Below are 26,010 nucleotides of genomic sequence, written 5' to 3'. Positions count from 1 at the left end.
CACGTCAGGCCGGTTGCCGGGTCACTTGACGAGCAGCCAGGCATGCCCTGAGCCGCTGGTCCGGGTGAGCTCGACCTTCCAGCATCCCGGCTTCGGGAACACGAACCCGGTGCCCCACTCCTGTCCGGGCCGCCTCCAGTTCGATCCTCCGTGCTGCTCAGGACCCCAGGCCAGCTTGGCGGCGCTCCCGTCCGGCAGCGTGGCGCGTACCCGCAACGGCCCTTCACCGGTCATCCGCCACACGATCTTGATCTCCTTCTTCCGGCTGAGCGGGGGCTGCCCGACGAACAGCAACCCCCACAACTCGGCGCCCTGAGCCGTCCCCCGCACCTCAGGAAACCCCTCACCCAGGAACACCGGCGTGCCGTTGCACCCCTTCCCCTCGCTCACCACGGGAGTCGCCCCACTCGCGGAAGGAACCGCCGCCGGGCTGCCTTCAGGGGTCGCCGTGACGCTCGCACCGGAGGGCCGGGCCGTACCGGAAGCCCTGGCAGCGACCTCACCCGACCCGCCCCCGCCCGCACACCCGCCGACGACCCCCACCACCACCGAACAGACCACCAGCACCCGCAGCGCCCTCACCCGCCGACGGCGGCCACCGAAGAGGCCACCACCACTGAACAGGTCAGCACCGCTGAACAGGCCGGCAGCCCTCACAGCGCGCTCACTCCGGACCCTCCACCGCCGCACCATCAACCTCGTCACCGCAACCGCCCCTTCCTTTCACCTCCCTTACTCGCGCTCAACGGGAAAGGTTCCGAAGGGGACGATTCATCTCTTTTCCCTCTTCGCGCCCAGCGGAAAGGTCCGCCACTGAGGTCGTACCAGCGTCATCCCTCGAACACGGGCAGCATGAGCGACGACGGATGCTCCGCGTCATGAAAGATCTCGAAGCGCGTCGGCCGGGTCCGCACCGCTTCCCCCACCGGCTCCCCGGTCCCGTGGTTGCGCGCGAACCGGGGGAACGCCCCGCCCGCCACCTGCACCCGCAGCCGGTGTCCCGGCTGGAATCGGTATCCGGTCGGCTGCAGCTCGACCTCGGCCCTGACCACGCCTTCGTTCCCGGGCGGCAGTCGCAGGATGCCGTCGGTGACGTTGCGCGACACGCCGTCCCGGTCGACGTCGCACAACCGGACGAACAGGTCGGCGTACCCGGTGTCGGTGCGTACGTGCACGGTGGCCGAGACGGGCCCGATCAGGTCGAGCCGGCGGGGGAGCGGCGCGCCGGTGTAGACGAGCACGTCGGGGCGGGCCTCGACGGCGCGGTTGTCGCGCTGTTTCGACTCCCGCATGTCGAGCAGCGGCCCGCCGGGCGAGCGCGTGGGACGCGCGGGATCGTAGGTGAACCCGTCGGGCCCGCCCGTTCCCGGCCCGTCCCAGCCGAGCGCTCGACGACCCAGCAGGTGCAGCTCGGTCGGTACGGAGCGCGGCGGCGGCCAGCTGTCGAAGTCGAGCCAGGCGCCCGCCCCTTGGAGGTGGAGCCGTACCGGGGAGCGCTGGAGCTGGGCGGTGTCCCCGAGCAGATGCGCCGACAACCAGGACACCTCCTCGGCCAGGAGCGCCCGCATCGCGCCCAGGTCGTGCCCCCAGGGGCCGATCAGGATCCGGCTGTGCCGCCCGGCCGCGCGCAGGGCCGCGAAGTCACGCAGCTGCGCGGGCAGCAGCAGGTCCCACCAGCCGGTCACCATGCTGGTCGGCGTCGTCATCGCGGCGGCGGTGGCGGTGTGGTCGGTGTCGGCCCAGAAGGAGTCGTCCGCCTCGGTGTGGGCGGCGGCGTCGCGCAGGAACGGCACCCGCTTGCCGATGGCGGCCACGTCCGACCGGCCGATCGGCACGTGCGCCATGGCGCGCCGCACCCGGCTCTCGCGGCGCGGGTTCGGCAGCAGCCCGCTCAGCCACGCGTCCTCCTGCGTGCCGAGCAGCGCCGCCCAGGTCAGCAGGTTGTGCAGGGCGAACACGCCGCCCGGATAGAACGTCGTCCTGAACTCGCCGGCCGTCACCCCCAGGCACATGGCCTCCAACGGCGGGTCGAGGTAGGGGCCGATCGCCCACTGCGTGTACCCCAGGTAGCTCGCCCCTGCCGTCGCCAGCCGCCCGTCGCACCAGGGCTGCTCGCGCAGCCAGGCGGCGGTGGCGAGACCGTCCTCCTTCTCCTGGTGGAAGGCCGAGAACCGGCCGCCCGAGCTGAACGTGCCCCTGACGTCCTGCACGACCACCTGCATGCCGCGCCTGGCCAGCACGCGGGCGGTGCCGGTGACGTCGAGCTTGTGCTTGCCGTACGGAGTCCGCAGCAGCACCACCGGCAGCGGCTCGGACCCGCGCGGGCGGTAACGGTCGGCGCGCAGGACGACGCCGTCGGGCATCGGCACGCGCAGCTCACGGACGACCTCGATGTCAGGCGTCGTGGCCTCGGGCAGACCGAGGAGTCGGTCGAACAGCCGGCTGAGCATGCCCATGACAGATCCTTCCGCTCCCGGCCCAGAGTACGACTCACCAGGCAGCAAATGCGGACATACCCGACACCGTCTCGGAAACGCTCGCACGAGGACGATGACTTTTCCGCCCACCCTGGGTCTGCACCTACGAGGAGGCGTTATGGACGAGCATGGACGGGCGCTGGCGGCGGGCGTGGCGCTGCTGGAACGAGCCATCGACTACACCCTCGGCAGCCTGCGCGCTGTCACCCCATCCGCGCTCTGCCGCGCCACACCGTGCGCCGGCTGGAACCTGCAACGATTGCTGGACCACATGACCGACTCCCTGCAAACCCTCAACCAAGCCGCCACCGACCCCATCCCGTTTTTCCCCATCCCCACCGACTCCAGCCACCCCTACCCCCCACAGCAGCCCCTCGGAGGCAGCCTCGCCACCAACCCCCACGGCCGCTTGACCGGTCCGCCACCATCGGGTCCGCCGTCACCGGGTTCGCTATCGCCTGGCCTGCCGTCATCTGGGCCGCTGCCACCTGGGCCGCCGTCACCCGGGCACTTGCCCCCCGGATCATCGTCACCCGGATCGTCTTCGCTCGGACCTTCGTCGTTCGGACCTTCGGCGTACGGGCCGTCGTCGTTCGGGCTGCCGTCAGCCGCCCCGACATGGGTGGGCAACCCAGCCCTCCTGGTGCGGGACGGCGCCACGGAGGTGCTCGGGCGATGGGCCGCCATGGCCCGCGACGACCTCGTCCCCGTAGGAGACCGGCACCTGACCAGCCCGATGGTGGCCGCGATCGGCGCCATCGAGCTCACCGCGCACGGCTGGGACGTGGCCATGGCCTGCGGCGAACACCGCCCGATCCCACCGCTCCTGGCCGAGGAACTGCTCGACCTGGCCCGCCTGTTCGTCACCGCCCAGGACCGCCCAGGCAGATTCGCCCCACCAGTACCCGTCCCCGCCTACTCGCCCCCACAGGACCACCTGCTGGCTCACCTAGGCCGCCACCCGGACTGAGTCGCCCACAACTGACCCCCGCCCGGGCCTGGTCCGCGCACAGCTTGCCCTCGCTCGGGCTGATCCGTACGCAGCCAGGCCGTTACCCGGACTGGTTCGTACACGACAGTGCCGGCAGCACGGACGCCTTCACCCACAACTGAGGCCCCACCCGCCCTCACATCAACCGCTTCCACGCCGTACGATCACCCTGTACGAAAAAGCCAGACGTTTGGTCCCGGCACGGCTATAAGCGAATACGCGACGTCACGACCGATACGGTGAGAAGATCGGAAACGGACGCCCGGCCACCACGGCCGGGGAGCCGTCGCAGGCCACACTGTGCCAAGGGGGACGGAAACCCGTCCGGCCTGGTCCGCGAGGCGACGCGTCGGATCCGCCGCGGACAGGCCGGCCAACGTGGTGGCGACGACCGTTCTTCGTGCGGCCGTCGCCACCACCACGCCGCTCCCCTCGCCTTCATCGGTCATCCACCGACCCATCCCTCAACCAGGCTCAACAAGGCCACCGCTACTCAGCCGAGGATCTCTGCCGCAGCTCGGCCGGCGGCTCAGCCGGAAGTCCAAGGGGCAGTCAGCCGGGGTCCCAGAGCTCATGCAGGCTCAGCGGGGCAAGAGAGAGCCGAGGCCAGTCCGGGGGCAGCGGGGCTCAGTCGGGGGTCCAGCCCGGGCCCAGGGCTCAGGGGCACCAGTCGGAGGTCCCAGCCAGAGGCCCAGGGATCGGTCGGGCGGTGCCGGCCGGAACTCGGTCCGGGTCAGCCGGAGCTCAGCCCGGGGCCGCCGGAGCTCAATCGGGGCAGCCGGAACTCCGCCTGGGGCGCCTGGGGCTTACCTGGGGGCAGTCGGCTTGGCCGGGGGCTCAGATCGGCGGTCATTCCTCCGGATCGTCGCCTTGGAGGACCTCCAGGACCTGGTCTCCGTATTTGGCCAGTTTGTTTTCGCCGACGCCGTTCACCTGGCCCAGCTCGGCCAGTGTGGTGGGCATGCGGGTGGCGATTTCGCGGAGGGTCGCGTCGTGGAAGATGACGTAGGCGGGCACCCCCTGCTCCTTGGCGGTGGCTCCGCGCCAGGAGCGCAGACGTTCGAAGACGGGGGCCGCCGCGGCGGGGAGTTCGGCGGCGGCCTGGGCGGACTTGCCGCCGGAGGAGGCCACCTTGGCGCGGGCCGGGCGGGCGGTTTCGCGGCGTAGCATCACCTCGCGCTGGCCGCGTAGCACGGCGGCGCTCTCGTCGGTCAGGACCAACGCCCCGTAGTCGGACTCCACCGCGAGCAACCCCTGGGCCAGGAGTTGCCGGACCACCCCGTGCCATTCGGCGTTGCCCAGGTCGTCGCCGACGCCGAAGACCTTGAGCGTCTCGTGGCCGTGCTGCAGCACCTTGGCGGTCTTCTTGCCGAGCAGGATGTCCACCACCTGCCCGACCCCGAACTTCTGCCGCCGCTCCCGCGCCAGCCGCAGCACCGTGGAGAGCACCTTCTGCGCCGGGACCGTGCCGTCCCAGGAGGCGGGCGGGGTCTGGCAGGTGTCGCAGTTGCCGCACGGCTGCGAGCCCTTCTGCCCGAAGTAGTCGAGCAGCATGATGCGGCGGCAGGTGACGGTCTCGCACAGCGCCAGCATCGCGTCGAGGTGGAGCACCTGGCGCCGGCGGTGCGCCTCGTCGCCCTCCATCGCCATCCGCCGGTGCTGCACGACGTCGTTGAGCCCGTACGCCATCCACGCCGTGGCGGGCAGGCCGTCGCGACCCGCGCGCCCGGTCTCCTGGTAGTAGCCCTCCAGCGACTTGGGCAGGTCGAGGTGGGCCACGAAGCGCACGTCCGGCTTGTCGATGCCCATGCCGAACGCGATCGTGGCGACCACGATCAGCCCGTCCTCGCGCAGGAAGCGGGACTGGTGCAGGGCACGGGTGCCGGCGTCGAGCCCCGCGTGGTACGGCACCGCCGCGATGCCGTTGTCGACCAGGAACTCGGCCAGCTTGTCGACCGAGGAGCGCGACAGGCAGTAGACGATGCCCGAATCGCCGGGATGCTCCGTGCGGAGGAACTCCAGCAGCTGGCGCTTCGGCTCGTTCTTCGGCGCGATCCGATAGTGGATGTTGGGCCGGTCGAAGCTGGCCACGAAGTGACGGGCCTGGTCGAGGCCGAGCCTGGAGGAGATCTCGGCGTGCGTCGCGGGGGTGGCGGTCGCGGTCAGGGCGATGCGCGGGACGTCGGGCCACAGCTCGTGGAGCCTGGACAGCTCCAGGTAGTCGGGACGGAAGTCGTGCCCCCACTGCGCGACGCAGTGCGCCTCGTCGATGGCGAACACCGAGATGTCGCCCTTGCCGAGCAGCCGCAGCGTGGAGTCGACGCGCAGCCGCTCGGGGGCGAGGTAGAGCAGGTCGAGCTCGCCGGCCAGGAACTCCGACTCCACGAGCTGCCGCTCGTCGATGCTCTGGGTCGAGTTGAGGAACCCCGCCCGCACGCCGAGCGCCCGCAGCGCGTCGACCTGGTCCTGCATGAGCGCGATCAGCGGCGAGATGACCACCCCGACGCCCCGCCGCACCAGGGCGGGGATCTGGTAGCAGAGCGATTTGCCGCCGCCGGTGGGCATCAGGACGAGCGCGTCACCGCCGCCCACGACATGATCGATGATCTCCTGCTGGCCCTCACGGAACGAGTCGTAGCCGAAGACGCGGTGCAGGACGTCGGTGGGGGTATCCATGCGGCTACCTTACGTGTTCGCGGGCGGTCGGCTCGTCGTTTTCCGCCGACGGCGGATCGGCCGCGCAAGGGATTCGATCCTAGGCTGGAGTACGTCTCCCACGCGACCCGAAGTCGTTCAGGGGCGGCTCATGCGCGCGTTGTCGTTCTGGCGTACAGGATCAGGCACAGGGCGCCGAAAGCGCAGGCCGCCGCCACTGCTCCCATCACCGCCGGATACCCCGCGACCTGCGCCAGGCCGGCCGCCAGCAGCGGCGCCACCGCCTTGGCGACGGTGATCGGCAGCGCCAGGGCGCCGCTCAGCGAGCCGTACGCGGTCGTCCCGTACCGGTCCGCCAGCAGTGCGGGACGGGCGATCGTGGACACCCCGAACCCCAGCCCGAACAGCACCACCGACACGACCGCCCCCGCCACGCCGCGCCCGGTCAGCGGCAGCAGCACCGCCGCCAGGCCCTGGAGCGCGAACATGGCGGCGGTGATCGTCGCCACCGGCCAGCGCGTCTGGAGGCCGGTCGTCACCAGCCGCCCGGTCACGGACAGCACGCCGAGCAGCCCGGCCACGCCGGCCGCGAACACGGGCGGATGCCCCAGCGTGATGAGGTACGTCACCAGCAGCACCCCCATGACCCCCAGCGCACCCGTCTGCGTCAGGAAGGCCGCCGCCAGCAGCCAGAACGGCCGCTCGCGCAGGGCCGCCGCGACGATCTCCCGCCGCGCGGCGTGCGGGGGCGCCGGCCGGCCGCGCAACGCCAGCCCGTGCAGGGGCACGGCGGTCAGCGCGTACCCGGCGGCGAGGACGACCAGGGCCTGCCGCCACCCGTACAGCTCCACGAGGAACCCGGTCAGCGGCAGGAAGATGCTGGAGGCGAACCCGGCCACCACCGTCACCGCGAGCAGCGCCCGCGCCCGCCGCTCTGCGTCGAACCAGGCCACGATCACCGCGAACGCCGCCTCGTACAGCACCATCGACGACGCCACGCCGAGCAGGCCGCACGCGAGGTAGAGCTGCGTCACCGTACGGACCTGCGACCAGGCGAGCACGGCCAGCGCGCCCAGCACCGAGCCGAGCGTCATCAGCCCGCGCCCGCCGCGCCGGTCGAGCAGGCGCCCGACGAGCGGCGCCGCCACGGCGGAGACCAGCACCGCGAACGTGAGCGCGCCGGTGAGCTGGGCGACCCCGGCGCCGAGGTCGCGCGACATGGGCGGGATGAGCACCGAGTACGCGTAGTAGAGGACGCCGTAGCCGGCGGTCTGGGTGATCGCGAGAGCGCCGATCATCCGTGCGGACGTGTTCGGGGCGGGGGCGATCACATCTGGTTGGTTCCCCTTCGTACGGCGGCGACTCGGTGATTCGTGTCACTTCGTCCAAAGCTGGCGTCCAGATACGGCCGCTTGGGACGGTCGCGCCTTCGGGGCTCTCTGTGCGCATAGCGTCGGAAGCATGAGCATTTCCTACGTGGTCACAGGCGGCGGGCGCGGGATCGGCAGGGCCGTGGTGGAGCGGCTGCTCGAACGCGACGGGCACACGGTGGTGGCCGTCGAACGCGACAAGGAGGCCCTGTCCTGGGCCGGCCCCAGGGTCCTCCAAGTGATCGGCGACGCGGCCGACGAGGAGGTGGCGGCCTGGGCGGCCGATCTGGCGCAGGAGTCGGGCAGGCTGGCGGGCTGGGTCAACAACGCGGCCGTGTTCCGGGACCTGTCCGTGCACTCGTCGCCGATCGCCGAGGTCAGGGCGCTGATCGCGGCCAATCTGGACCTGGCGGTGGTGGGCTGCGCGACCGCCGTACGCCACTTCATGGCCGCCGGCACCCCCGGCGCCATCGTCAACGTCACCTCGCACCAGGCCACCAGGGCGGTGCCGGGCAGCCTGCCCTACTCCACGGCCAAGGCCGCCACGGAGGGGCTGACCAGGGCGCTGGCGGTCGAGTACGGCAGGCGCGGCATCCGGGTGAACGCCGTGGCCCCCGGATCGGTGGCGACGGAGCGGTACGAGGACTTCCTGGCCGGCCTGACCCCCGAGGAGGCGGCGCGGGTCCAGGCCGACCTGGCCAGGCTGCACCCGCTCGGCCGGGTCGCCGCACCGGCCGAGGTGGCCTCCGTCGTGGCCCATCTGCTCTCCGACGACGCCGCGTTCGTCAACGGCGCGACCATCCCCGTGGACGGCGGCCGCACCGTACTCGGACTCGATCCGGAAGCCAGGGAATGAAAACCGTTGTCATATGGTTGAAGCGGCCATGAGAAAGAACCTGCACCCCGCCTACCGCCCGGTCGTCTTCCGTGACCCGAGCGTCGGCTTCGCCTTCCTCACCCGCTCGACCCTGACCAGCGACAGGAGCATCGAGTGGGAGGACGGCAGGACGTATCCGGTCATCGACGTGGACGTGTCGTCCGCCAGCCACCCCTTCTACACGGGCCGTGGCCGCATCCTCGACACCGCCGGACGGGTCGAGCGGTTCAACCAGAGATACGGCAAGGCCTGAGCGCCGGCCTCGTGCCTGCCCCTCAGGACAGGCACGAGGGCACGCTCATATCCCCATGGTGTCGGCCAGCGCGTCCATCTCCGCCGCCAGCAGCGTGGCCGCCCGATGCCCCATCCCCGCGAACTGCCCCTGAACCTCCAGGCTCAAGATCCCCTGCAGCCGGGCCCACACCATGATGGTCCCGGTCAGCGCCGTGGCCGGATCGCCATCGGGCGCGTACGCCCGCACCCACTCGGCCACGGCGGGACTCTGCTCCACCCAGCCCAGCATCTCCTCCCGCAGCGGTGCGACGGCCGGCCCGCACCGCCCCTGCCCGAACACCGGCAGGAACGGCCCCAGCACCTCCCTGGCCCGGTCGACGCTCTCCGGCGGCGCCTGGTAGCCGGGCGACGGCGTGCCCGCGAGCAGCTGGAAGACGTGCGGGTGGGCCGTGACCCAGGTCAGGAAGGCCCGCGCCAGCCCGTGCAGGCGCTCGCGCGGCCCGCCGTCTTGGATCGCGGCGCGTACGGCGGCCGCCAGGTCCGCGTAGCCGTCGAGGATCAGATCGGTGAGCAGGCTGTCGCGGCCGTCGAAGTACTTGTAGAGCGCGGGCCCCGTCATGCCGAGCTGCTTGGCCACCGCGTTGAGGCTCAGCGCCGCCGCCCCGCCGACGCCGATCTGAGCGAGCGCGGCCTGCTTGATCTCGCTTCTGACCTGCTCCCGGTAGCGCTGTCGCGGTGTTGACATCCCCTCATTATCCGGGTTCGTTCACCCCCGTGACGTCATCCGCCCGTACGACGGGAGCGGCGGCGCCGCAGCACGGCCAGGTCGATCGCGGCGACGACGGCCACCACGGCGGAGATGACGGCCTCCCAGACCCAGACCTCCGCGCCGGTGCTCATCGCGAGGGCGGCGAAGAAGACCGCCGCCGCGACGCCGAGCACGAGCGCGACCAGGGACAGGATCCGGCGGGCGCCGAGCGGGCTGCGCGCGGTGACCGGTTCGGTGCCCGCGCGGTTACGCAGCCACATGGTCGTGCTCCTCTCAGGCCAGGCACCTCAGCGCGGAGGCGACGCGCGGGTCGAGGCCCTGGGAGGCGGGCAGGCGGCCCACGGTGGCCTCGACGAACTCCGGGTACGACAGCGTCGCCGTGATCCCGTCCACGGCCGCCACGACCTGGTCGGCCGACTGCTCCACCCGTACTTTGGCGTCCTGTTCGGCGAGCACGAACCGGCCCACCGCCACCCGCCAGGCCAGCCGGCCCGCGGCCTCCTGAGCGGAGACGGGCGCGCCGACGTCGTCGGCGTGGGTGGCGTACTCGGAGTCGTAGTGGAAGGCCTGCCGGCCCATCGGGTACGGCCCCGCCATCGTGTCGAGCAGGGCGTCGGGGCCGAGGGCGCGCATCTGCTCGCGGGTGGCGCCGTTCTGCGTCCGCCACTCCTCCAGGACCTCCTCGACGGGCAGGTCCGCGCGCTGCCGCACGCACCACTCGTTGAAGTCGTTGTAGCCGCCGATCCCCTCGTCGGACAGGCGGCTCATCAGCTCCTGGACGGAGCCGTGCAGACAGGCCTGGTTGTACAGCTCCTCGCCGGCCAGGTGCGCCAGCACGTCACGGACCGTCCAGCCGTCGCAGCGGGACGGGCGCAGCCATCCGGCCTCGTCGAGCCCCGAGAAGTGCCGGTCGAGCCGGGCCGCCTCGGCGTCGAAGATGTCGAACGGGTTGAGGTCTTTGAGCAGGTCGTCGGGCATACCCGGGACGCTACCCGTCAGCTGCCGACTTTCACGACCTTGTCGCCGATGGCCGACTTGACCTTGGCGTACTCGCCGGAGCAGGAGGGCGCGCGCTCGGGCGGGACCCAGCCGCCCTTGGCGATCGGGCCGTACTTGGCGGGGTCGGTGCCATAGAGCAGGCAGGCGAACGCGGCGGACTCCTCCATGCCCGACAGATGATCTATGCCGGCGTGCCCGGCCAGCAGGTGGCGGGCCTCGGCGGCGGCCACCACGCGCTTGGGGGCGTCGGCGGCCAGCGCGAGCGCGGCGAACTGATCGGCCTGCGCGTCGCTGTCGGGCAGGCCGTTGAGCGTGGTCAGGGCGTGGCCGAGCTGGTGGTGGAAGAGCACGGACAGGGCGCCGTCCATGCGGTGCTCCTCGGCGTGGTCGCCGGTCTCCTCGGTCTCGGAGATGCCCTTGATCGTGTCGCGTACCTTGTCGACCAGCGAGTAGCACAGCGTGATCCGGCGCTTGTCGTGGTTCCAGCGGGCGGCGGGCGTGTCGCAGTCCTGGGCGACGACCTCGACGCGCTCTGGCAGCCGGAGCCGCGTCTTCAGCACGCCGCTGTCCTTCAGCAGCCGCCTGGCCTCCTCGGCGCTCTTGGAGCCGGGCTGCTCGTAGCGTACGGACAGTTCGGGGGCGGGGGCCGTCACCAGCGTGCTCGTCACGCTCAGGACGAGGGCGATCACCGGGTGCGGCATACGGGGGCTCCTTCGGGGGATCGATCAATGCAATGGGACTCACCATGCGGCGATTAAGTGATCGATAAACCTTGGGAAAGGTAAAGAACCCCGGGAATGCCGGAGGCCCGGCCCCCGAAGGGACCGGGCCTCAGCATTGTGGAGACTAGCGACGCCAGGAGTAGACCCGCACGTAGTCGGTGCTGCTCTTGGCGCCCTCGAGCTCACGGTCGCCGTTGTAGACGGCGCGGAACGTGCCGCTCTTGTAGGCGCGCGTCTTGGCGAAGAACTTGCCACTACGCGAGGTCCAGTCGCTGGCGACCCACTTCCAGGCGCTGGAGCCGTTGGCGCGGTAGTAGATGCTCACGCGCTCGCCGCGGACGCCGTCCCAGCGGAAGCGGCCTTCCCGCTCCAGCAGGCTGCCGGAGAAGTAGATCGACCGGCCCTTACGGACCTTGGAGGGGCCGGCGCTGAAGCGGGAGATCCGCGTCTCGGCCCTGCCCTTGGCGATCTCGACCGCGAAGAACGCCGAGTCCTCGGCGAGCTTCTTGCCCTCGCCGTCGAAGGCCACGGCGGTGGCCTTCCACTTGCCGGCCGCGTCGTTCTTGTTGAAGCCGATGGCGTAGCGCCAGCCCTCAAGCTCCTTGAGGCTCTTGCTGCGCATCGTGTGGAAGCCCTCGGCGGGGGCCACGCTGAACTCGACCTTCTTGACGTCCCGGCTCGCGCCGACGTCGAAGTACGCGGTCGTCTCCGCGTCGCCCTTGACGACGACGGGGTTGGGGCTGATGTCCCGGATGACGAGACGCGTGTCGTGCTTGGTGGTGGCGGCGGAAGCGGCGCCCGCGCCAGTGACGAGCATGGATCCGCCCACAAGGGCGGAAAGGATACCTACTGCGATCTTCTGCATGAGGGTGCTGATTCCTCTCCCCGTATTGACAACTTCAGACCCGGCTCGGGGGGCCGGGTCTCTCTACTACTTTGAGTCATCGGTTGGGGAAAAGGTTCGCTAAAGTTGCAGAAAATATTTGATCACAGGTTTAACCTGGGACGATGTCCAAAAAATCCCTTTTGAGACTGCCCGACCTACTACAGTCTGGCGCATGACTGACGTCTACACCCTGGGGGAGGCGCTGGGGGTCGTCTCCAGCGGACGGGTCCGGCACGAGAGCGAGGCCAGACTGGACGTCTGCGGGCCTGAGTTCACGCTGGCCATCGCCCTGGCCAGGCTCGGCCACCGGTCCGCGTACCTGGGCAAACTGGGCGCCGACGAGCTGGGCGCCAGAGCCCTCACCGCGCTCAGAGGCGAAGGCGTGGACGTCGGCGACGTGCGCGTGGCCGAGGGCACGCGCACGGGCCTGGTCCTCAGGGAGACGCGCGTGGGGCGCGATCCCAGGATGATCCACTACCGCGCGGGCTCGGCCGGCTCGCTGCTCACCCCTGGGAACGTGCCGATCGACCGGATCGCCGCCGCCAAGATGCTGCATGTGACCGGACTCACGGCGGGCCTGGGCAGGAACGCGCTGGAGGCCGTGCGCGCCGCTGTGAGCGCGGCCAGGAACGCCGAGGTGGTGATCTCCTTCTCCGTCGAGTACGTCCCCGAGCTGTGGCCCTCCGTCCGCGAGGCCGAGGAGGTGCTCAGCGAGCTGGCCTGCGCCTCGCACCTGCTCTTCCTCCGCCAGGACGAGCTCGACCTGGTCAAGCCCGCCCTCACCCCCGAGCGCGAGGTCGTGGTCGACCGGGGCGGCAAGGGCGCGAGCGTCCGGGCCGACCGGATGCGGTACGACGTGCAGGGCTGGCAGGTCCCCATCGTGGACACGTCGGGGGCGGGCGAGGCGTTCGCGGCCGGCTACATCAGCGCGGCGCTCGACGGCCTCACCCCCCAGGAACGCCTGCACCGCGGGGCGCTGCTGAGCGCCGCCGCGGTGACCAGCGCGAGCGACTGGCAGGGGTTGCCCACCAGGGCCGATCTCTACGGGTAGGGCTAGTTCACGTTGAGCGTGAACGTCGACGTCGTGTTCCTGATGTCGGTGTGGTTGTTCGCGAGCCGCAGGCCGTCGATCGTGGCCGACCCGATCGCCGGGCCCTGACCCGGCTCGGGCAGCTCGTTCACCCAGATGCCGAAGCCGGACTTGGCGTCGAACGCGTCACCGCTCTTGCGCGCCCCGCTGATCGACACGTTCGTGAAGACCGTGTCCCTGATCGGGTTCAGCGGGGTCGACGGGTTCTGGTAGCCGGTCTGGAACATGATCCCGCTGTACGTCGGGTCCACGATGTCCAGATCGCTGACCCGGATGCCCTGGAACACCTTCGAGGAGGAGAACACCCACAGCGCCGGGAACGTCTGCTGTCCCCAGAAGTGCCCGCCCGCCCGGACGAGCGAGATGTTCTCGAACGTCGTGGGCGGGCTCGCGCCGAAGCCGTGCATCGGGTAGCCGAAGTCCAGCGAGCTGATCGTGACGCCCGAGTACACCAGCGTGTCGGCGATGTAGATGTTTCTGAACGTGTTGTCGTAGCCGCCGTACACGGCCAGGCCCGCCGCCCGCCAGGTGAGCAGCGAGGTCAGGTTCTCGAAGACGTTGCCGGTCTGCTCGCCCGAGTTGTGGTCGGTGGCCGAGAACAGCGCGAAGCTGTCGTCGCCCGTGGAGCGGGTCTCGACGTCGGTGACGCGGTTGCCGGTGCTGCCGTTGGTCAGGTTCAGGCCGTCGGCGAACACGTTCCTGATCCGCGCGTTCCTGATCGTCAGGTTGTCGGTGTTCGTCCCCCACAACATGCAGACCTGGTGCTCGATCCAGACGTTCTCGATCGTCAGGTTCGCCACGTTCGTCAGGTCGAACACCTTGCCGGGGCCGTCGATGCGCTCGACGTAGTTGCCGAAGTAGGCGAAGCCCGCGAACGTCGAGCCGTTGGCGGTGGCGTCCGCGCGGAAGCCGATGTCGGTGTTCTGCTGCCCCGAGGGGGCGCGGAACCTGGTGAACCAGGGGCCGGCTCCGACCACCTTGATCGCCTTTCCGTAGACCTGGAACTTGCCGGTCGTCTGGTAGTCGCCGGCGGGCAGGTAGACGCCGGTCAGGCTCGCGTCCATCCGGGCCTTGTCGAGGGCGTTCTGCACGTCCTGGTGCCCGAATCCTGCTGGTACGGCGTACTTCGCCGGGTCCGGGTTGCCGGCCTGGGTGACCTGCTCGAAGTCCACGAAGTCGATGGCGTAGGTGGAGGTGTTGGCCGCGTCCTTCTGCAGCCTGATCCTGCTGCCCGCCGGGACGGTGGTGCCGAGCAGCAGGTTCGCCTCGTCGTAGATGTGTCTCGGTGGCCCTGAGCCGGGGTTGTTGTTCGGGCTCGACTCGGCCCCGTACAGCCAGGCGTAGCGGGAGGTGAGGCTGACGGCCTTGAGGAAACCGCCGTCGACGTAGACGTTCAGGGTGGAGTCGATGCCGCCGCCGCCCGGGGCGTCGGGGATCGAGAAGCGGGTGACCAGGCTGTTCGTCGGCGCCCTGGTGGTGAACTCGACGTAGGCGCCGGTCTGGCCGAGCGTCACCGCGCGTCGCCCGGACGCCTCGCCGGCGATCGTGCCGACGTCCCTGCTGGGGCCGACGCGGGTCGCGCCACCGCCGACGGCGGCGTCCTCGGCCTCGTACGTGTCGTACGGCATGTTCGCGCCCCGCCCGATGAACAGCGGCAGCGTGCTGGTGTTGTTGGCCCGCTTGACCGGCAGCTCGTTGGCGTCGTCGGCGAGCACGGTGCGCACCGTGTACTTGCCGTTCGCCGCCGTCCACGTGCCCAGGGAGACCGGCGCGGTGGTGGCTCCGGCCGCGATGGCGCCACTGGCGGCCCCGGTCAGCGTCCTGACGGCGGTCCCCGCGTCGTTGAGCACGGTGAGCGTGATGCCGTGGGAGCCGCCGGCGGAGGCCACCGTGCCCTGGTTCCTGATCGCGACGGAGAACGTCACCGTGTTGCCCGCGGCCGGGTTGCCCGGCGTCCAGGAGACGGGGGAGGCGATCAGGTCGGCCGTGTCGACCGGCCGCACGGTCAGCGTCCCCGTCGTGGTGTTGTTGCCCTCGTTCTGCTCGGGGACGGCGTTCTGCTCGTCCACCCTGGCTTCGAGCCGGTACGTGCCCGCGTCCCTGGCCCCGATGTTCGCCGAGACGGTCGCGGTGGCCCCGGCGGCCAGCGCGCCCACGCCGGCGGTGCCGACCTTGTTGTCCCCGGCGTAGAAGGCCACCGAGGTGGCGGCGGAGGCGGCGCTGCCGGCGTTGCGCACCGTGGCCGACAGCGTCACCGCGTCGGTCTCGATCGGTGAGGCCGGCGAGGAGGTCAGGCCCGACACGGTCAGATCGGGGTTGGGGGCCGGGGTGCCGGAGATCTGGAACTCGGCGACCTGGCCGCCGGGCGCGCCGGTGTTGGCGGTGAACTGCAGGCGGACGTCGGCTGCGGTGGCGGTGAGCGGGATGGTGACGGTGTTGCCGGTGGCGGGGTCGAAGGTGTAGGTCGTGCTGGGGACGAGGGTGGTGTAGGTGGTGGCGTTCTGGGTGCGGCCGAGGACCTGGAGGGTCTGGGTGCGGCGGGCCCAGGCGGGGTCGGGGTTGAGTTTGAGGGTGATGGCGGTGAGGGTGGCGTCGGCGCCGAGGGGGGCGGTCAGGGTGGCGGGGTAGGCGGCGCTTTCCCAGTAGGTCTGGGCGTTGTCGTCGTTGGCGTTGGCGGCGACGTAGGTGTGGGTGTGGGAGGAGGCGGTGAGGGTCTTGCCGAGGGCGAGGTTGGTGGTGTCGTCGGGGGTGTCGGGGGCGGGGCCCCAGAGTTCGGCTTCGGACAGCTGGGCGGCGGGCCAGCCGGTGTTGGCGGTGATGGTGATGCGGACGTGGCGGGTGGTGGCGGGGCTGGCCAGGGTGAGGGTGGCGGCCGGGTTGAAGGTGTGGGTGGCGGAGGGGAGCAGGGTGGTGAAGGTGGTGCCGTTGGTGCTGCCTTGGACGGTCAGGGTCTGGGTGCGGGTGGGCCAGCCGGTGGGCAGTTTGAGGACCACGCGGTTGATGGTGTGGGTGGCGCCGAGGTCGATCTGGACCCATTGGGGGAAGGCGTTGCCGGTGGATTCCCAGTAGGTGGCCTGGTCGGCGTCGGTGACGTGGGCGGCGCGGTAGACGTCGTGGACGCTGCTGGCGGTGGCGTTCTTGCCGGCGGCCAGGTTGGTGTCGGCCGCCGCATGAGCGGCGGGTGGTGGGGTGATGAGGACTCCGGCGAGTAACGCAAGGGCGGCAAGCAGTGCTCTCATGGGGGTGGCCCTTCGGGTCAGGCGGATGGCCGAACCATAAGATGTCGGGCAGATAGCCGCAATATTTCGATGAGATTGCGCAAACATTCGACTGACTCGCGTCGTGCTCGGCTGTCCGGAAGTGCTGGTCAGGAAGCCGGGAACGGCAGGAAGCCCGCCGTGGGCACGGCGCAAACGACGGCGTCCGATCTACGTAAGCGGTTGCAAGCGCTTGCGCTGATAGCCGTATAGTTTGCGCATGACACGACGACTCGCAGAGGTGGCCAAGAAGGTCGGGGTGAGCGAGGCGACCGTGAGCCGCGTGCTCAACGGCAAGCCCGGGGTGTCCGACGCGACCCGCGAGGCCGTGCTGACCGCGCTCGACGTGCTCGGCTACGAACGCCCCACCCAGCTGCGCGGCGACCGTGCCCGGCTGGTCGGCCTGGTGCTCCCCGAGCTGCAGAACCCGATCTTCCCCGCCTTCGCGGAAGTCGTCGGCGGCGCCCTGGCCCAGCAGGGCTTCACCTCCGTGCTGTGCACCCGCACGGTCGGCGGCGTCTCCGAGGCCGACTACGTGGACCTCCTGCTCCAGCAGCAGGTCAGTGGCGTGGTCTTCGCCGGCGGCCTGTACGCCCAGGCCGACGCCGCGCACGGGCACTACGAACTGCTGCACGAGCGCAAGCTGCCCACGGTCCTGGTCAACGCCGCCGTCCAGCACCTCGACTTCCCCCAGGTGTCCTGTGACGACGTGGTGGCCGCCGAAATGGCCATCGCCCACCTGCGGGCGCTCGGCCACGAGCGGATCGGCATGGTGCTCGGGCCCAAGGACCACATGCCCTCGCGGCGCAAGCTGGAGACGTTCCAGGCCCAGGGCGGGGACGCGGAGCTGGTCGAGCACACGATGTTCTCGCTGGAGGGCGGGCACGCGGCCGCCGCCCGGCTGGTCAGGCGCGGGGTCACCGGCGTGATCTGCGCCAGCGACCTGCTCGCGCTGGGCACCGTGCGCGCCGCCCGCCGGGCCGGCCTCGCCGTTCCCGCGGACATCTCGGTCATCGGCTTCGACGACTCGGCCCTGATGAACTGCACCGAGCCGCCGCTGACCACCGTCCGCCAGCCCATCGACGCCATGGGCCGCGCGGCGGTCGACCTCCTGGTCGCCCAGATCGACAAGGCGGTGGTGCCCGCCGACGAGCTCCTGTTCGAGCCCGAGCTGGTCGTCCGCGCCTCCACCGCCCGCGCCGGCGTCTGACCCCTGCTCCAAGGCCCGCCTTCACTCGGGGGGCGGGCCTCAGCCGCGTGCGGCGTGACGCAGTCGTTATCTTGCAATATGAAGTCGAAATATTGCACACTTCGGTCGCTGAACCTATGGTGTGGGCACCTCGCATCAGAAGGGTCAGACCATGCAGAGATCCACCGGACTCTCGCTAGTAACCGTGCTGGCGCTGGCGACCACGGCGGCTTGCGGCTCGGGCGAGCCCGCCGCCCCCGCGGCCAGTGGCGGCGCCAAGGCCGTCTCGATCACGGTGGCCTGCCAGCCGGCGAAGTCCGCGCCGAAGGAACGGCAGGCCTGGGACGACGACGTGGCGACGTTCATGAAGGACCACCCCGGCGTGACGGTCAAGAGCACGGACCAGCAGCCGTGCTTCGATCCCAAGACGTTCGGGCCCAAGCTGGCGGGCGGCCAGATGGAGACGGCCTTCGTGGTGCCCGTGACCAACTACAACGACGTGATCGCCAAGGGCCAGGCGCTGGACATCACGCCGTACACGAGCGCCGTCAAGAACTGGAACGACCTGCGCGCCGACCACAAGGAACTGCTCACCAAGGACGGCAAGGTCTACGGCGTCCCCAATGTGCACTACAGCGTCGGCCTGGTCTACAACCGCGCCCTGTTCACCAAGGCCGGGCTCGACCCCAACACCCCGCCGAAGACCTGGGCCGAGGTCCGCGAGGCGGCCAAGAAGATCGCCGGGCTCGGCGCCGGGCACGTCGGCTTCGGCGAGTACTCCGGCGGCAACACCGGCGGCTGGCACTTCACCCAGGCCATCTACGGCCGCGGCGGCAGCATCCTGACCCCCGACGACAAGAAGGCCGCGTTCAACTCGCCCGAAGGCAAGGCCGTGCTGCAGACCCTGCACGACATGCGCTGGACGGACAACAGCATGGGCACCAAACTCCTGGTCGGCTGGGAGTCCCTCATGGTCGCCATGGGCGGCGGCAAGGTCGGCATGATGCTCGGCGCGCCCGACGTGGTCACCGACGTGGTGAACAAGTTCAAGGGCAACGTGGCCGACTACGGCATCACCGGCTTCCCCGAGGCCAAGGCGTCGCTCAGCGGCGGCGAAGCGTTCATGATCAACCCGAAGGCGACGCCGGAGGAGGCCAAGGCCGCGCTGGAGTGGATCGACTTCCGCTTCAACACCGTCGGCAAGGGCCGCTTCGACTTCGCCCGCGGCAAGAGCATCGGCAACCCCGTGGGCGTCCCGGACAACGCCGTCTTCGGCGACTCGCCGACCGGTCAGGCCATCCAGGCCGACCGCGTCAAGAACGCCTCGCTGCCGGTCGAGAACTACGACTCCTACGTCCAGGCGGCCGGCACGATCCCGCCGAAGGCCGAGCCGGTGCACGCCCAGGAGCTGTACGCCATCCTCGACGTGCCGATGTCGGGTGTCCTGAGCCGTAAGGAAGCGAACATCGACCAGTTGCTCGCGGACGCCGAGACCAAGGCCAACTCGGTGCTGGCGGCCAAGGGCTGACCCGTATGCAGATCTTGAGGCGCAACCTGACGGCCTACGGGTTCCTGTGCGCGGCGCTGGCCTGCTTCACGGTGTTCGCCTGGTATCCGATGGTCAGGGAGTTCATCCTGAGCTTCCAGAAGACCGACCTGATCAACGAGCCGATCTGGGCAGGCCTGGACAACTTCAAGACGGCCTTCCTGGACCCGGCCTTCGGCGAAGCCTGGCTGAACACCCTGGAGTTCACGCTCCTCGCCCTGCTGTGCGGCTATGCCGTGCCGTTCGTCGTCGCGCTCGTGCTCAACGAGCTGCGCCACGCCCGGGCCTACCTGCGGTTCGTGGTCTACCTGCCGGTCATGCTGCCGCCGATCGTGGCGGTGCTGCTGTTCAGGTGGTTCTACGACCCGGGGCCCGGGCTGTTCAACCAGGTGCTCGACGTCCTCGGCCTGCCGCCGCTGGCCTGGCTGGACAGCTCGTCGACCGCCCTGATCTCTCTGGTCATCGTCTCGACCTGGATGAACATGGGCAGCGCGACGCTGATCTACCTGGCCGCGCTGCAGAACATCCCGCCCGAGCTGTACGAGGCGGCCGAGCTGGACGGCGCCGGCATCTGGAAGCGGATCAGGCACGTCACGATCCCGCAGACCCGGCTGATCCTGCTGCTCATGCTCATGTTGCAGATCGTGGCGACCATGCAGGTGTTCATCGAGCCGTACATGCTCACCGGCGGCGGGCCGGAGAACGCGACGGTCACGGTCGCGTACCTGATGTTCCAGAACGCGTTCACGCTGCAGGACTACGGCTCGGCCGGGGCGCTCGGCATGATGCTGATGATCGTGCTGCTCGTCTTCGCGGCCTTCCAGCTCCGGCTGACCAGGGAGGACAAGGCGTGATCTCCGTCGGAGCCCGGGCGGCCACCGGGCGCAAGCGGGGCAGGAAGAGGTCGCCGAAGCCGATCGAGGTGCAGTTCCGCACGATCGTCTCACCGCACCAGCTCAACAGCAGGTGGGGCCGGCGGATCTACTGGCTCGTGCTCGCCGCGGTGCTGGTGACGTTCACGCTCGCCTTCGTCTTCCCGCTGTACTGGATGGTGACCGGCGCGCTGAAGACGCCGGAGGAGCTGGCGCAGATGCCGCCGACGCTCGTGCCGGCCGAGCCGAGCACGGACGCCTTCTTCGAGGCGTGGGACCTGTTCGACATCGGCACGCTGCTGGCGAACACCGCGTACTACTCGCTCGGCGGCTGGGTCGTCTGCATGGCCGTGGACGTCTCGGCGGCGTACGCGCTGTCGAAGCTGCGGCCGATGTTCGGCAACGTCATCCTCGGCATGATGCTGGCGACGCTGATGATCCCGGCCATGGTGGTGCTGATCCCGCTGTACGTCACGGTCGTCGACCTGGGCCTGCTGAACAACCCGTGGGCGCTGTGGCTGCCCGCGGCGGCCAACGGGTTCAACATCTTCCTGCTCAAGCGCTTCTTCGACTCGATCCCCAGGGAGCTGATCGAGGCCGCGCAGATCGACGGGGCGGGGCCGGTGCGCATCCTGCGCTCGGTGGTCCTGCCGATCTCCAGGCCGATCCTGGGCGTGGTCTCGATCTTCACGATCGTCACCTCGTTCAAGGACTTCGTCTGGCCGCTGCTGGTCATGACCGACAGCGACAGGATGACGATCAGCGTGGGCCTGTCGCAGACGGCCGGCGCCGTCACCCAGAACCAGGTCATGGGCGGTCTGCTGATCACCAGCATCCCCATGATCATTGTTTTCTTCATCTTCCAACGACACATCATGGCGGGCCTGACCGCCGGAAGCATCAAGGGATGAGCGCATGTCGCAAACGTGGTGGCGGGGGGCCGCGATCTACCAGGTCTACCTGCGTAGCTTCGCCGACGGGAACGGCGACGGCGTGGGCGACCTCGCCGGCCTGCGCGCCCGCCTGCCGTACCTGAAGGATCTCGGGATCGACGCCATCTGGCTCAACCCGTGGTATCCGTCGCCGATGGCCGACGGCGGCTACGACGTGGCCGACTACCGGGGCATCGAGCCGGTCTTCGGCACGCTCGGCGAGGCCGAGCGCTTCATCCAGGAGGCGCACGACCTCGACGTCAAGGTCATCATCGACGTGGTCCCGAACCACAGCTCCACCGAGAGCGCCTGGTTCAAGGAGGCCCTGGCGAATCCGGCCGCCCGCGACCGCTTCTGGTTCGCCGACGAGCCGCTCAACGACTGGCAGTCGATCTTCGGCGGCCCGGCGTGGACACAGGTCCCCGACGGCCAGTGGTACCTGCACCTGTTCGCCCCCGAGCAGCCCGACCTGAACTGGACGAACCCCGAGGTGCACCGGGAGTTCGAGGACGTGCTGCGGTTCTGGTTCGACCGTGGGGCGGACGGCTTCCGGATCGACTCGGCGGCGCTGCTGATCAAGTCCGACACCGCGTACGAGGACCTCGACGCGGTCCACGACGTCTACCGCCGGTGGCGCGAGGTGGCCGACGAGTATGGCGAGCGCGTCCTGATCGGGGAGGTATGGCTCCCCGATCAGGAGCGTTTCGCGCTCTACCTCCGCCCCGACGAGCTGCACACGGCCTTCAACTTCGACTTCCTGTCCTGCGCCTGGGACCCGGCCGACCTGCGCCGGTCGATCGATCTCACGCTGGCCACGCACACCCCGATCGGCGCACCGCCGACGTGGGTGCTGTCCAACCACGACGTGACCAGGCCGGTCACCCGGTACGGCCGCGCCGACACCTCGTTCGCGCACGGCGGAGCCCTGCACGGCACCCCGTCGGACCCCGAGCTCGGCCACCGCCGGGCCCGCGCCGCGGCGCTGCTGGCCATGGCCCTGCCCGGCTCGCTCTACGTCTACCAGGGCGAGGAGCTGGGCCTGCCGGAGGTCGAGGACCTGCCGGACGAGCTGCGCCAGGACCCGATGTACGCCCGCTCGGGCGGCGCCAACCCGGGCCGCGACGGCTGCCGCGTCCCGCTGCCGTGGTCGGGCGAGGAGCCCCCGTTCGGGTTCGGCGACGGGACGCCCTGGCTGCCGCAGCCGGAGAGCTGGCGCAAGCTGACGGCCGAGGCGCAGCGGACGGACCTCGGCTCGATGCTCAACCTCTACCGCAAGGGGCTGGAGCTGCGCAGGAGACTGCTCGGGGACGGGACGCTGGCCTGGCTGCCGCTCGGGGAGGAGGTGCTGGCCTTCACCCGCGACTCGGGCCTCACCTGCGTCACGAACCTGGGCCAGGACCCGATCCCGCTGCCCGCGGGCACGGTCGTGCTGGCCAGCGGCCCGATCGAGGACGGCCTGCTGCCCTCGGACACCACCGCCTGGCTGACCTGACCTGTCGGCCCCGGGCGGACCTGCCGCCGCCCGGGGCCGACAGGCGGGGCTGCCGTCGCCCGGGAGCCGCTCAGGACCTTGCGCCGACGGGCCCGTTCAGGCTCGGCCTCGCCCGGGGACAGCCACGCCGTCCCTGGGCTCCGCACGACGGGGTTCGCCTGTACGGGCCGGCCGGCGGCCGCGGCGGGTGGTGAGCAGCGCCGCCAGCGTCAGGGCCACGCACACCCAGCCGAACCAGTCGCCGAAGCGCGCGTACACCGTGGGACCTGACGGCCCGGCGGGCACGTCGGCGACGGCCGTGACGAACGGCTCGCGCGTCCCCTCCGTGTCCGCCGAGCCGAGCACCCGCCCCCACGGGTCGGAGATCATCGGCGTGCCCTGCTGCGCCGCCCAGGCCAGCGAGAACCCGCTCTCCACCCCACGCAGTAGCCCCATCCGGCTGTGCTGCCAGCCGTTGCCGAACTCGTCGGCCGCGGGCACCGCCAGCAGCCGCGCCCCCGCCAGCCCGTAGCTGCGGCCGGGATCGGGGAAGTTGAGGTCCATGCAGTTCGCCAGGCCGACCAGGCCGTCGCCGGAGAACGCGAGCTCCGTGCCGCGCCGGAACGGAGCTCCGGGCGCGAAGTGCCACTTCGCGTAGTACACGGGCTTCGTCCCGTCGGCGGGAAGCAGCACCGAGTAGTTGTACTTGAGCCCGGGCGCCTGGTGCACGACTCCCACCACCACGTCGGCGCCGCGTGCCCGCCCCGCCTCAGCGAGCGGCCCGACCACGGTGGGCAGGCTGGTCTCGTCGGTGCCGAACGCCCCCTCGGGCAGCACCACCGTACGCACGCCGCCGGGCAGGGCCGCGATCCGTTCCGCGTACGAGCGCACCAGGTCACGCCCGCCCGCGCTCGCCGCGTCCGGCGCCCACTGGTACCTGGTCGCCGCCAGCACCGCCACCCGCCGCGATCCGTCTCCGTCCGCACCGGCCAGCCGCCACGCCCCGAACCCCAGCACGAGCCCGCAGACCAGCACGGCCGCCAGCCCGCCGCGCAGCCGGGCCCGCGCGTGCGCCCCCGGCGACAGCAGCGCCGCCACCGCGCACGGCACGAACAGCACCAGGAACTCCACTCCCCAGGCCCCCGTCACGGAGGCGATCTGGGTGACGAGCGGCACCTCGGCCTGGTTGACGGCCAGCGGCCAGATGATCCCCGACGGGTTGACCAGCGTGACCAGGTGCAGGACGGCCACCCAGAGCGCCGGCCCGGCGAACGCCGCCGCCGTCGGACGCCCGCGCCGCACGAGCGCACGGAAGAGCAGCACCACCAGGCCGAACAGCAGTGAACTGCCCACCACGATGAGCAGGCCGATCGGCAGCGGCACCGACGGCGTCCGGAGAAAGAACTCGACCTGCCCGGCCTGCCCCAGCAGATAGGCCAGAAAGGCGACCCCATAGGCCGCCCGCCCGCTCACCCGGGGTGCCAGCCAGAAGATCGGCAGGGGCGCGACCCACGTCAGGGCCGGGATCGGCGCGAAGCCGGTGCCGAGGAAGAACAGCCCGGCCGAGGCGGCGAGCGCCACCAACGTGTACGCCGCCGCGTATTTCCCCCGATTCATGTATACACCGTAAACGTCGATTGTTTACGGTGTCAACGTCGATGCCGTCCCCGTCCGTCGTATCCTCCAGGCGACGAACGCCCCGAGGAGAGGGAACCAAGGTGACGGCACGGCTGCGCAGAGCACTCCCGCACGACCTGGACGCCGAGACGAGGACGCTCTACGACAAGATCACCTCTGGTCCGCGCGGCGGGTTCATGGTCGACGGGGAAGGCGGCCTCACCGGGCCGTTCAACGCGATGCTGCTCAGCCCGCCCGTGGGCGACCCGCTGCAGGAGCTCGGGGCGGCGCTCCGCTACCGCTCCACGCTCACCGGCCGGGCGCGCGAACTGGCGATCCTGGTGGTGGCCGGGCACCAGGACAGCGCGTTCGAGCAGGCGGCCCACGAGCCCATCGCCCGCCGCCTGGGCTTCACCGAGGAGCAGTTGCGGGCATTGCGCGACGGCTCGTCGCTGACCCTGCCCGACCCGGGGGAAGCGGCGGTGCTGGCGGTGGCCCGTGCCCTGGTGACGAAGGGGGACCTGGACGACGGGGAGTACGCGGCGCTGGGGGAGCGGGAGCTGTTCGAGCTGACCACGCTGGTCGGCTACTACACGACGCTGGCGCTCCAGCTCCGGGTCTTCCGCGTCTGACCCTCAGTCCCGAGCGGCCCCGTACGCCCGCACGACCGCCCGCCCGTCGAGCCGCGTCGTCCGCGACAGGCAGGCCAGGTCCCATCCCACGGGCGCGGACATGCACTCCTCGAAGTCGTTCCAGAGCGGCCCGGCGGGCGTGGCCAGCAGGTTGCCCGGATGCGCGTCCCCGTGCACGACCTGCGCCGCCCGCCCCGTCTGCTCGGTGCCGAGGCGTTCCACCAGGGCGGCGTGGGCGGTGCGGAGCCGGTCCAGGGCCTCGGGCTCGATCCCGCACGCCGTGCTCCGCGGCCAGAGCGACGGCGGCCGAGACGGCGGCGGGCCCGGTGACGGACAAACCGGCGGGCCCGTCGGCAGACCCCGTGGCGGGCCCGTCGGCGGGCCCTGGGGCGGACCCGTGACGGGAGCGGGAGGGCTTGCTCAGGCGGACTCTCTGACCACGAGCTCCGTGGGCAGGATGATCGGATCGGTCGGCCCGCCCTCGAACAGGTTGAGCAGCAGCCGCACCATGGCCGCCGCCTGCTCCGTGACCGGATGCCGCAGCGTCGTCAGCGGCGGCTCGGTGTACTTGGCCGCCTCGATGTCGTCGAAGCCCACCACGGCCACGTCGTCGGGCACCCGCCGCCCCGCCTGCCGCAGCGACTGCAGCGCCCCGACGGCCATCAGGTCGTTGGCCACGAAGACGGCGTCGAGCCCGGGGTCGTCGCCGAGGAGCTGGCGCATCGCCACCGCCCCGGATTCGCGGGTGAAGTCGCCGACGGCCACGATCGAGCGGCGGTCGGAGTCGCGCAGGATGTTGCGGTAGCCGGTCAGCCGGTCCTGGCCGGCGATCATGTCCTGCGGCCCGGCGATCGTGGCGATCCTGCGCCGCCCGGCCTCCACCAGGTGCCGCACCCCGGCCTCGGCCCCGCCCACGTTGTCGTTGTCGACGAAGGGGATGTCGACGGGGACGGCGGGCCGCCCGTACGAGACGACGGGGACGCGTAGCCGGGACAGCGCGGACGGCAGCGGGTCGGCGCCGTGCATGGACAGCAGCATCACGCCGTCGACGTGACCGCCGGAGATGTAACGCTCCACCCTGGCGTGGCTCTTGGGTGAGGACGCCAGCATCAGCACGACCTGCTTGTTGATCGCCTCCAGCTCCATCGAGGCGGACCTGATGGCGGTGGAGAACAGCGGGTCCTCGGAGAAGACGCGGGTGCCCGGCTCGCTGACGACCAGGGCGACCGAGTCGGTGCGCTGGGTGACCAGGCTGCGCGCCGCCGAGTTGGGCACGTAACCCAGCTCGTCGATCGCGCGCTGCACCGCGTCGCGGATGTGGGGGGCCACCGTCGTCTGCCCGTTGACCACCCGGGAGGCGGTGGCGCGCGAGACACCCGCCCGGGCGGCGACCGCCTCCAGGGTCGGGCGTCTCATGACTGCTT

The 26,010-nt window shown here is 70.8% G+C and carries 23 protein-coding genes; 10 read left to right on the top strand and 13 right to left on the bottom strand.

Annotated elements, in window-relative coordinates; translation table 11 throughout:
• Window positions 1-21: 21 nt before the first annotated feature.
• Both OIE67_RS38325 and OIE67_RS38320 read right to left on the bottom strand, forming a co-directional pair.
• Window positions 22-390 carry a hypothetical protein gene (locus OIE67_RS38325; protein WP_326629699.1) on the bottom strand — a complete coding sequence of 123 codons (369 nt, stop codon included), beginning with the start codon at window positions 388-390 and terminating at the stop codon, window positions 22-24.
• A 440-nt stretch (window positions 391-830) separates the two neighbouring features.
• Window positions 831-2,456: a CocE/NonD family hydrolase gene (locus OIE67_RS38320; protein ID WP_326629697.1), complete on the bottom strand. Its 1,626-nt coding sequence runs from the start codon at window positions 2,454-2,456 to the stop codon at window positions 831-833.
• Window positions 2,457-3,099: 643 nt separating this feature from the next.
• On the opposite strand from OIE67_RS38320, the gene OIE67_RS38315 reads away from it, so the two are divergent.
• Window positions 3,100-3,447: a DinB family protein gene (locus tag OIE67_RS38315; protein ID WP_326629695.1), complete on the top strand. Its 348-nt coding sequence runs from the start codon at window positions 3,100-3,102 to the stop codon at window positions 3,445-3,447.
• Between the two features lie 870 nt (window positions 3,448-4,317).
• Here the strand turns inward: OIE67_RS38315 and recQ are convergent.
• The gene (gene recQ, locus OIE67_RS38310) at window positions 4,318-6,144 is read right to left on the bottom strand and encodes a DNA helicase RecQ (RefSeq protein ID WP_326629693.1); all 1,827 of its coding nucleotides are present in this window, start codon (window positions 6,142-6,144) and stop codon (window positions 4,318-4,320) included.
• Between the two features lie 128 nt (window positions 6,145-6,272).
• Window positions 6,273-7,421, bottom strand: a complete 1,149-nt coding sequence (locus tag OIE67_RS38305; RefSeq protein ID WP_106252426.1) for an MFS transporter — start codon at window positions 7,419-7,421, stop codon at window positions 6,273-6,275.
• Between the two features lie 163 nt (window positions 7,422-7,584).
• On the opposite strand from OIE67_RS38305, the gene OIE67_RS38300 reads away from it, so the two are divergent.
• Window positions 7,585-8,349, top strand: a complete 765-nt coding sequence (locus tag OIE67_RS38300) for an SDR family NAD(P)-dependent oxidoreductase (RefSeq protein WP_326629690.1) — start codon at window positions 7,585-7,587, stop codon at window positions 8,347-8,349.
• A 28-nt stretch (window positions 8,350-8,377) separates the two neighbouring features.
• Complete coding sequence (locus OIE67_RS38295; protein WP_326629687.1) at window positions 8,378-8,623, top strand: type B 50S ribosomal protein L31; 246 nt, start codon at window positions 8,378-8,380, stop codon at window positions 8,621-8,623.
• 45 nt (window positions 8,624-8,668) lie between these two features.
• Here the strand turns inward: OIE67_RS38295 and OIE67_RS38290 are convergent, their stop codons facing one another.
• From OIE67_RS38290 to OIE67_RS38270, 5 genes are all read right to left on the bottom strand, one after another.
• A complete protein-coding gene (locus tag OIE67_RS38290; protein ID WP_326629685.1) occupies window positions 8,669-9,349 on the bottom strand; it encodes a TetR/AcrR family transcriptional regulator in 681 nt (226 codons plus the stop codon).
• Between the two features lie 35 nt (window positions 9,350-9,384).
• A complete protein-coding gene (locus tag OIE67_RS38285) occupies window positions 9,385-9,633 on the bottom strand; it encodes a DUF6343 family protein (protein ID WP_326629682.1) in 249 nt (82 codons plus the stop codon).
• A gap of 13 nt (window positions 9,634-9,646) precedes the next feature.
• Complete coding sequence (locus OIE67_RS38280; protein ID WP_326629681.1) at window positions 9,647-10,351, bottom strand: maleylpyruvate isomerase family mycothiol-dependent enzyme; 705 nt, start codon at window positions 10,349-10,351, stop codon at window positions 9,647-9,649.
• A 17-nt stretch (window positions 10,352-10,368) separates the two neighbouring features.
• Complete coding sequence (locus OIE67_RS38275) at window positions 10,369-11,073, bottom strand: DUF4344 domain-containing metallopeptidase (RefSeq protein WP_326629679.1); 705 nt, start codon at window positions 11,071-11,073, stop codon at window positions 10,369-10,371.
• A gap of 145 nt (window positions 11,074-11,218) precedes the next feature.
• Window positions 11,219-11,911, bottom strand: a complete 693-nt coding sequence (locus OIE67_RS38270) for a hypothetical protein (RefSeq protein ID WP_326629677.1) — start codon at window positions 11,909-11,911, stop codon at window positions 11,219-11,221.
• 241 nt (window positions 11,912-12,152) lie between these two features.
• Here OIE67_RS38270 and OIE67_RS38265 point away from each other — a divergent pair, with 241 nt between their 5' ends.
• Window positions 12,153-13,031, top strand: coding sequence for a sugar kinase (locus OIE67_RS38265; protein WP_106252389.1), 879 nt, complete (start codon window positions 12,153-12,155; stop codon window positions 13,029-13,031).
• 2 nt (window positions 13,032-13,033) lie between these two features.
• Here the strand turns inward: OIE67_RS38265 and OIE67_RS38260 are convergent, their stop codons facing one another.
• Window positions 13,034-16,309 carry a discoidin domain-containing protein gene (locus OIE67_RS38260; protein ID WP_326629672.1) on the bottom strand — a complete coding sequence of 1,092 codons (3,276 nt, stop codon included), beginning with the start codon at window positions 16,307-16,309 and terminating at the stop codon, window positions 13,034-13,036.
• 238 nt (window positions 16,310-16,547) lie between these two features.
• Here OIE67_RS38260 and OIE67_RS38255 point away from each other — a divergent pair, with 238 nt between their 5' ends.
• The 5 genes from OIE67_RS38255 to OIE67_RS38235 all read left to right on the top strand — a co-directional run bounded on the left by OIE67_RS38255 (window position 16,548) and on the right by OIE67_RS38235 (window position 22,358).
• On the top strand, window positions 16,548-17,537 hold the full coding sequence (locus OIE67_RS38255) for a LacI family DNA-binding transcriptional regulator (protein WP_106248059.1): 990 nt from the start codon (window positions 16,548-16,550) through the stop codon (window positions 17,535-17,537).
• 151 nt (window positions 17,538-17,688) lie between these two features.
• A complete protein-coding gene (locus tag OIE67_RS38250) occupies window positions 17,689-19,044 on the top strand; it encodes an ABC transporter substrate-binding protein (protein WP_326629669.1) in 1,356 nt (451 codons plus the stop codon).
• Window positions 19,045-19,049: 5 nt separating this feature from the next.
• Window positions 19,050-19,916, top strand: a complete 867-nt coding sequence (locus OIE67_RS38245) for a carbohydrate ABC transporter permease (protein WP_106248062.1) — start codon at window positions 19,050-19,052, stop codon at window positions 19,914-19,916.
• Complete coding sequence (locus OIE67_RS38240; RefSeq protein WP_326629667.1) at window positions 19,913-20,845, top strand: carbohydrate ABC transporter permease; 933 nt, start codon at window positions 19,913-19,915, stop codon at window positions 20,843-20,845. Before OIE67_RS38245 ends, OIE67_RS38240 begins: the two co-directional genes overlap by 4 nt.
• Window positions 20,846-20,849: 4 nt before the next feature.
• On the top strand, window positions 20,850-22,358 hold the full coding sequence (locus OIE67_RS38235) for a glycoside hydrolase family 13 protein (protein ID WP_326629665.1): 1,509 nt from the start codon (window positions 20,850-20,852) through the stop codon (window positions 22,356-22,358).
• Window positions 22,359-22,454: 96 nt separating this feature from the next.
• Here OIE67_RS38235 and OIE67_RS38230 read toward each other — a convergent pair whose 3' ends face one another.
• A complete protein-coding gene (locus OIE67_RS38230; protein WP_326629663.1) occupies window positions 22,455-23,954 on the bottom strand; it encodes a nitrilase-related carbon-nitrogen hydrolase in 1,500 nt (499 codons plus the stop codon).
• Between the two features lie 101 nt (window positions 23,955-24,055).
• Here OIE67_RS38230 and OIE67_RS38225 point away from each other — a divergent pair, with 101 nt between their 5' ends.
• A complete protein-coding gene (locus tag OIE67_RS38225) occupies window positions 24,056-24,586 on the top strand; it encodes a carboxymuconolactone decarboxylase family protein (protein WP_326629661.1) in 531 nt (176 codons plus the stop codon).
• Window positions 24,587-24,589: 3 nt separating this feature from the next.
• On the opposite strand, the gene OIE67_RS38220 is transcribed toward OIE67_RS38225, so the two are convergent.
• Together OIE67_RS38220 and OIE67_RS38215 are read right to left on the bottom strand one after the other, a co-directional pair.
• Entirely contained in the window at window positions 24,590-24,943 is a 354-nt protein-coding gene (locus OIE67_RS38220) for a phosphotransferase family protein (RefSeq protein ID WP_326645598.1), read from the bottom strand.
• A gap of 63 nt (window positions 24,944-25,006) precedes the next feature.
• Window positions 25,007-26,002, bottom strand: a complete 996-nt coding sequence (locus OIE67_RS38215; protein ID WP_106248070.1) for a LacI family DNA-binding transcriptional regulator — start codon at window positions 26,000-26,002, stop codon at window positions 25,007-25,009.
• Window positions 26,003-26,010: the final 8 nt, after the last annotated feature.

This window comes from Nonomuraea fuscirosea, from assembly GCF_035917475.1.
GTDB classification, from domain to species: domain Bacteria; phylum Actinomycetota; class Actinomycetes; order Streptosporangiales; family Streptosporangiaceae; genus Nonomuraea; species Nonomuraea fuscirosea.
This window is presented reverse-complemented; position numbering and strand designations above follow the sequence as displayed.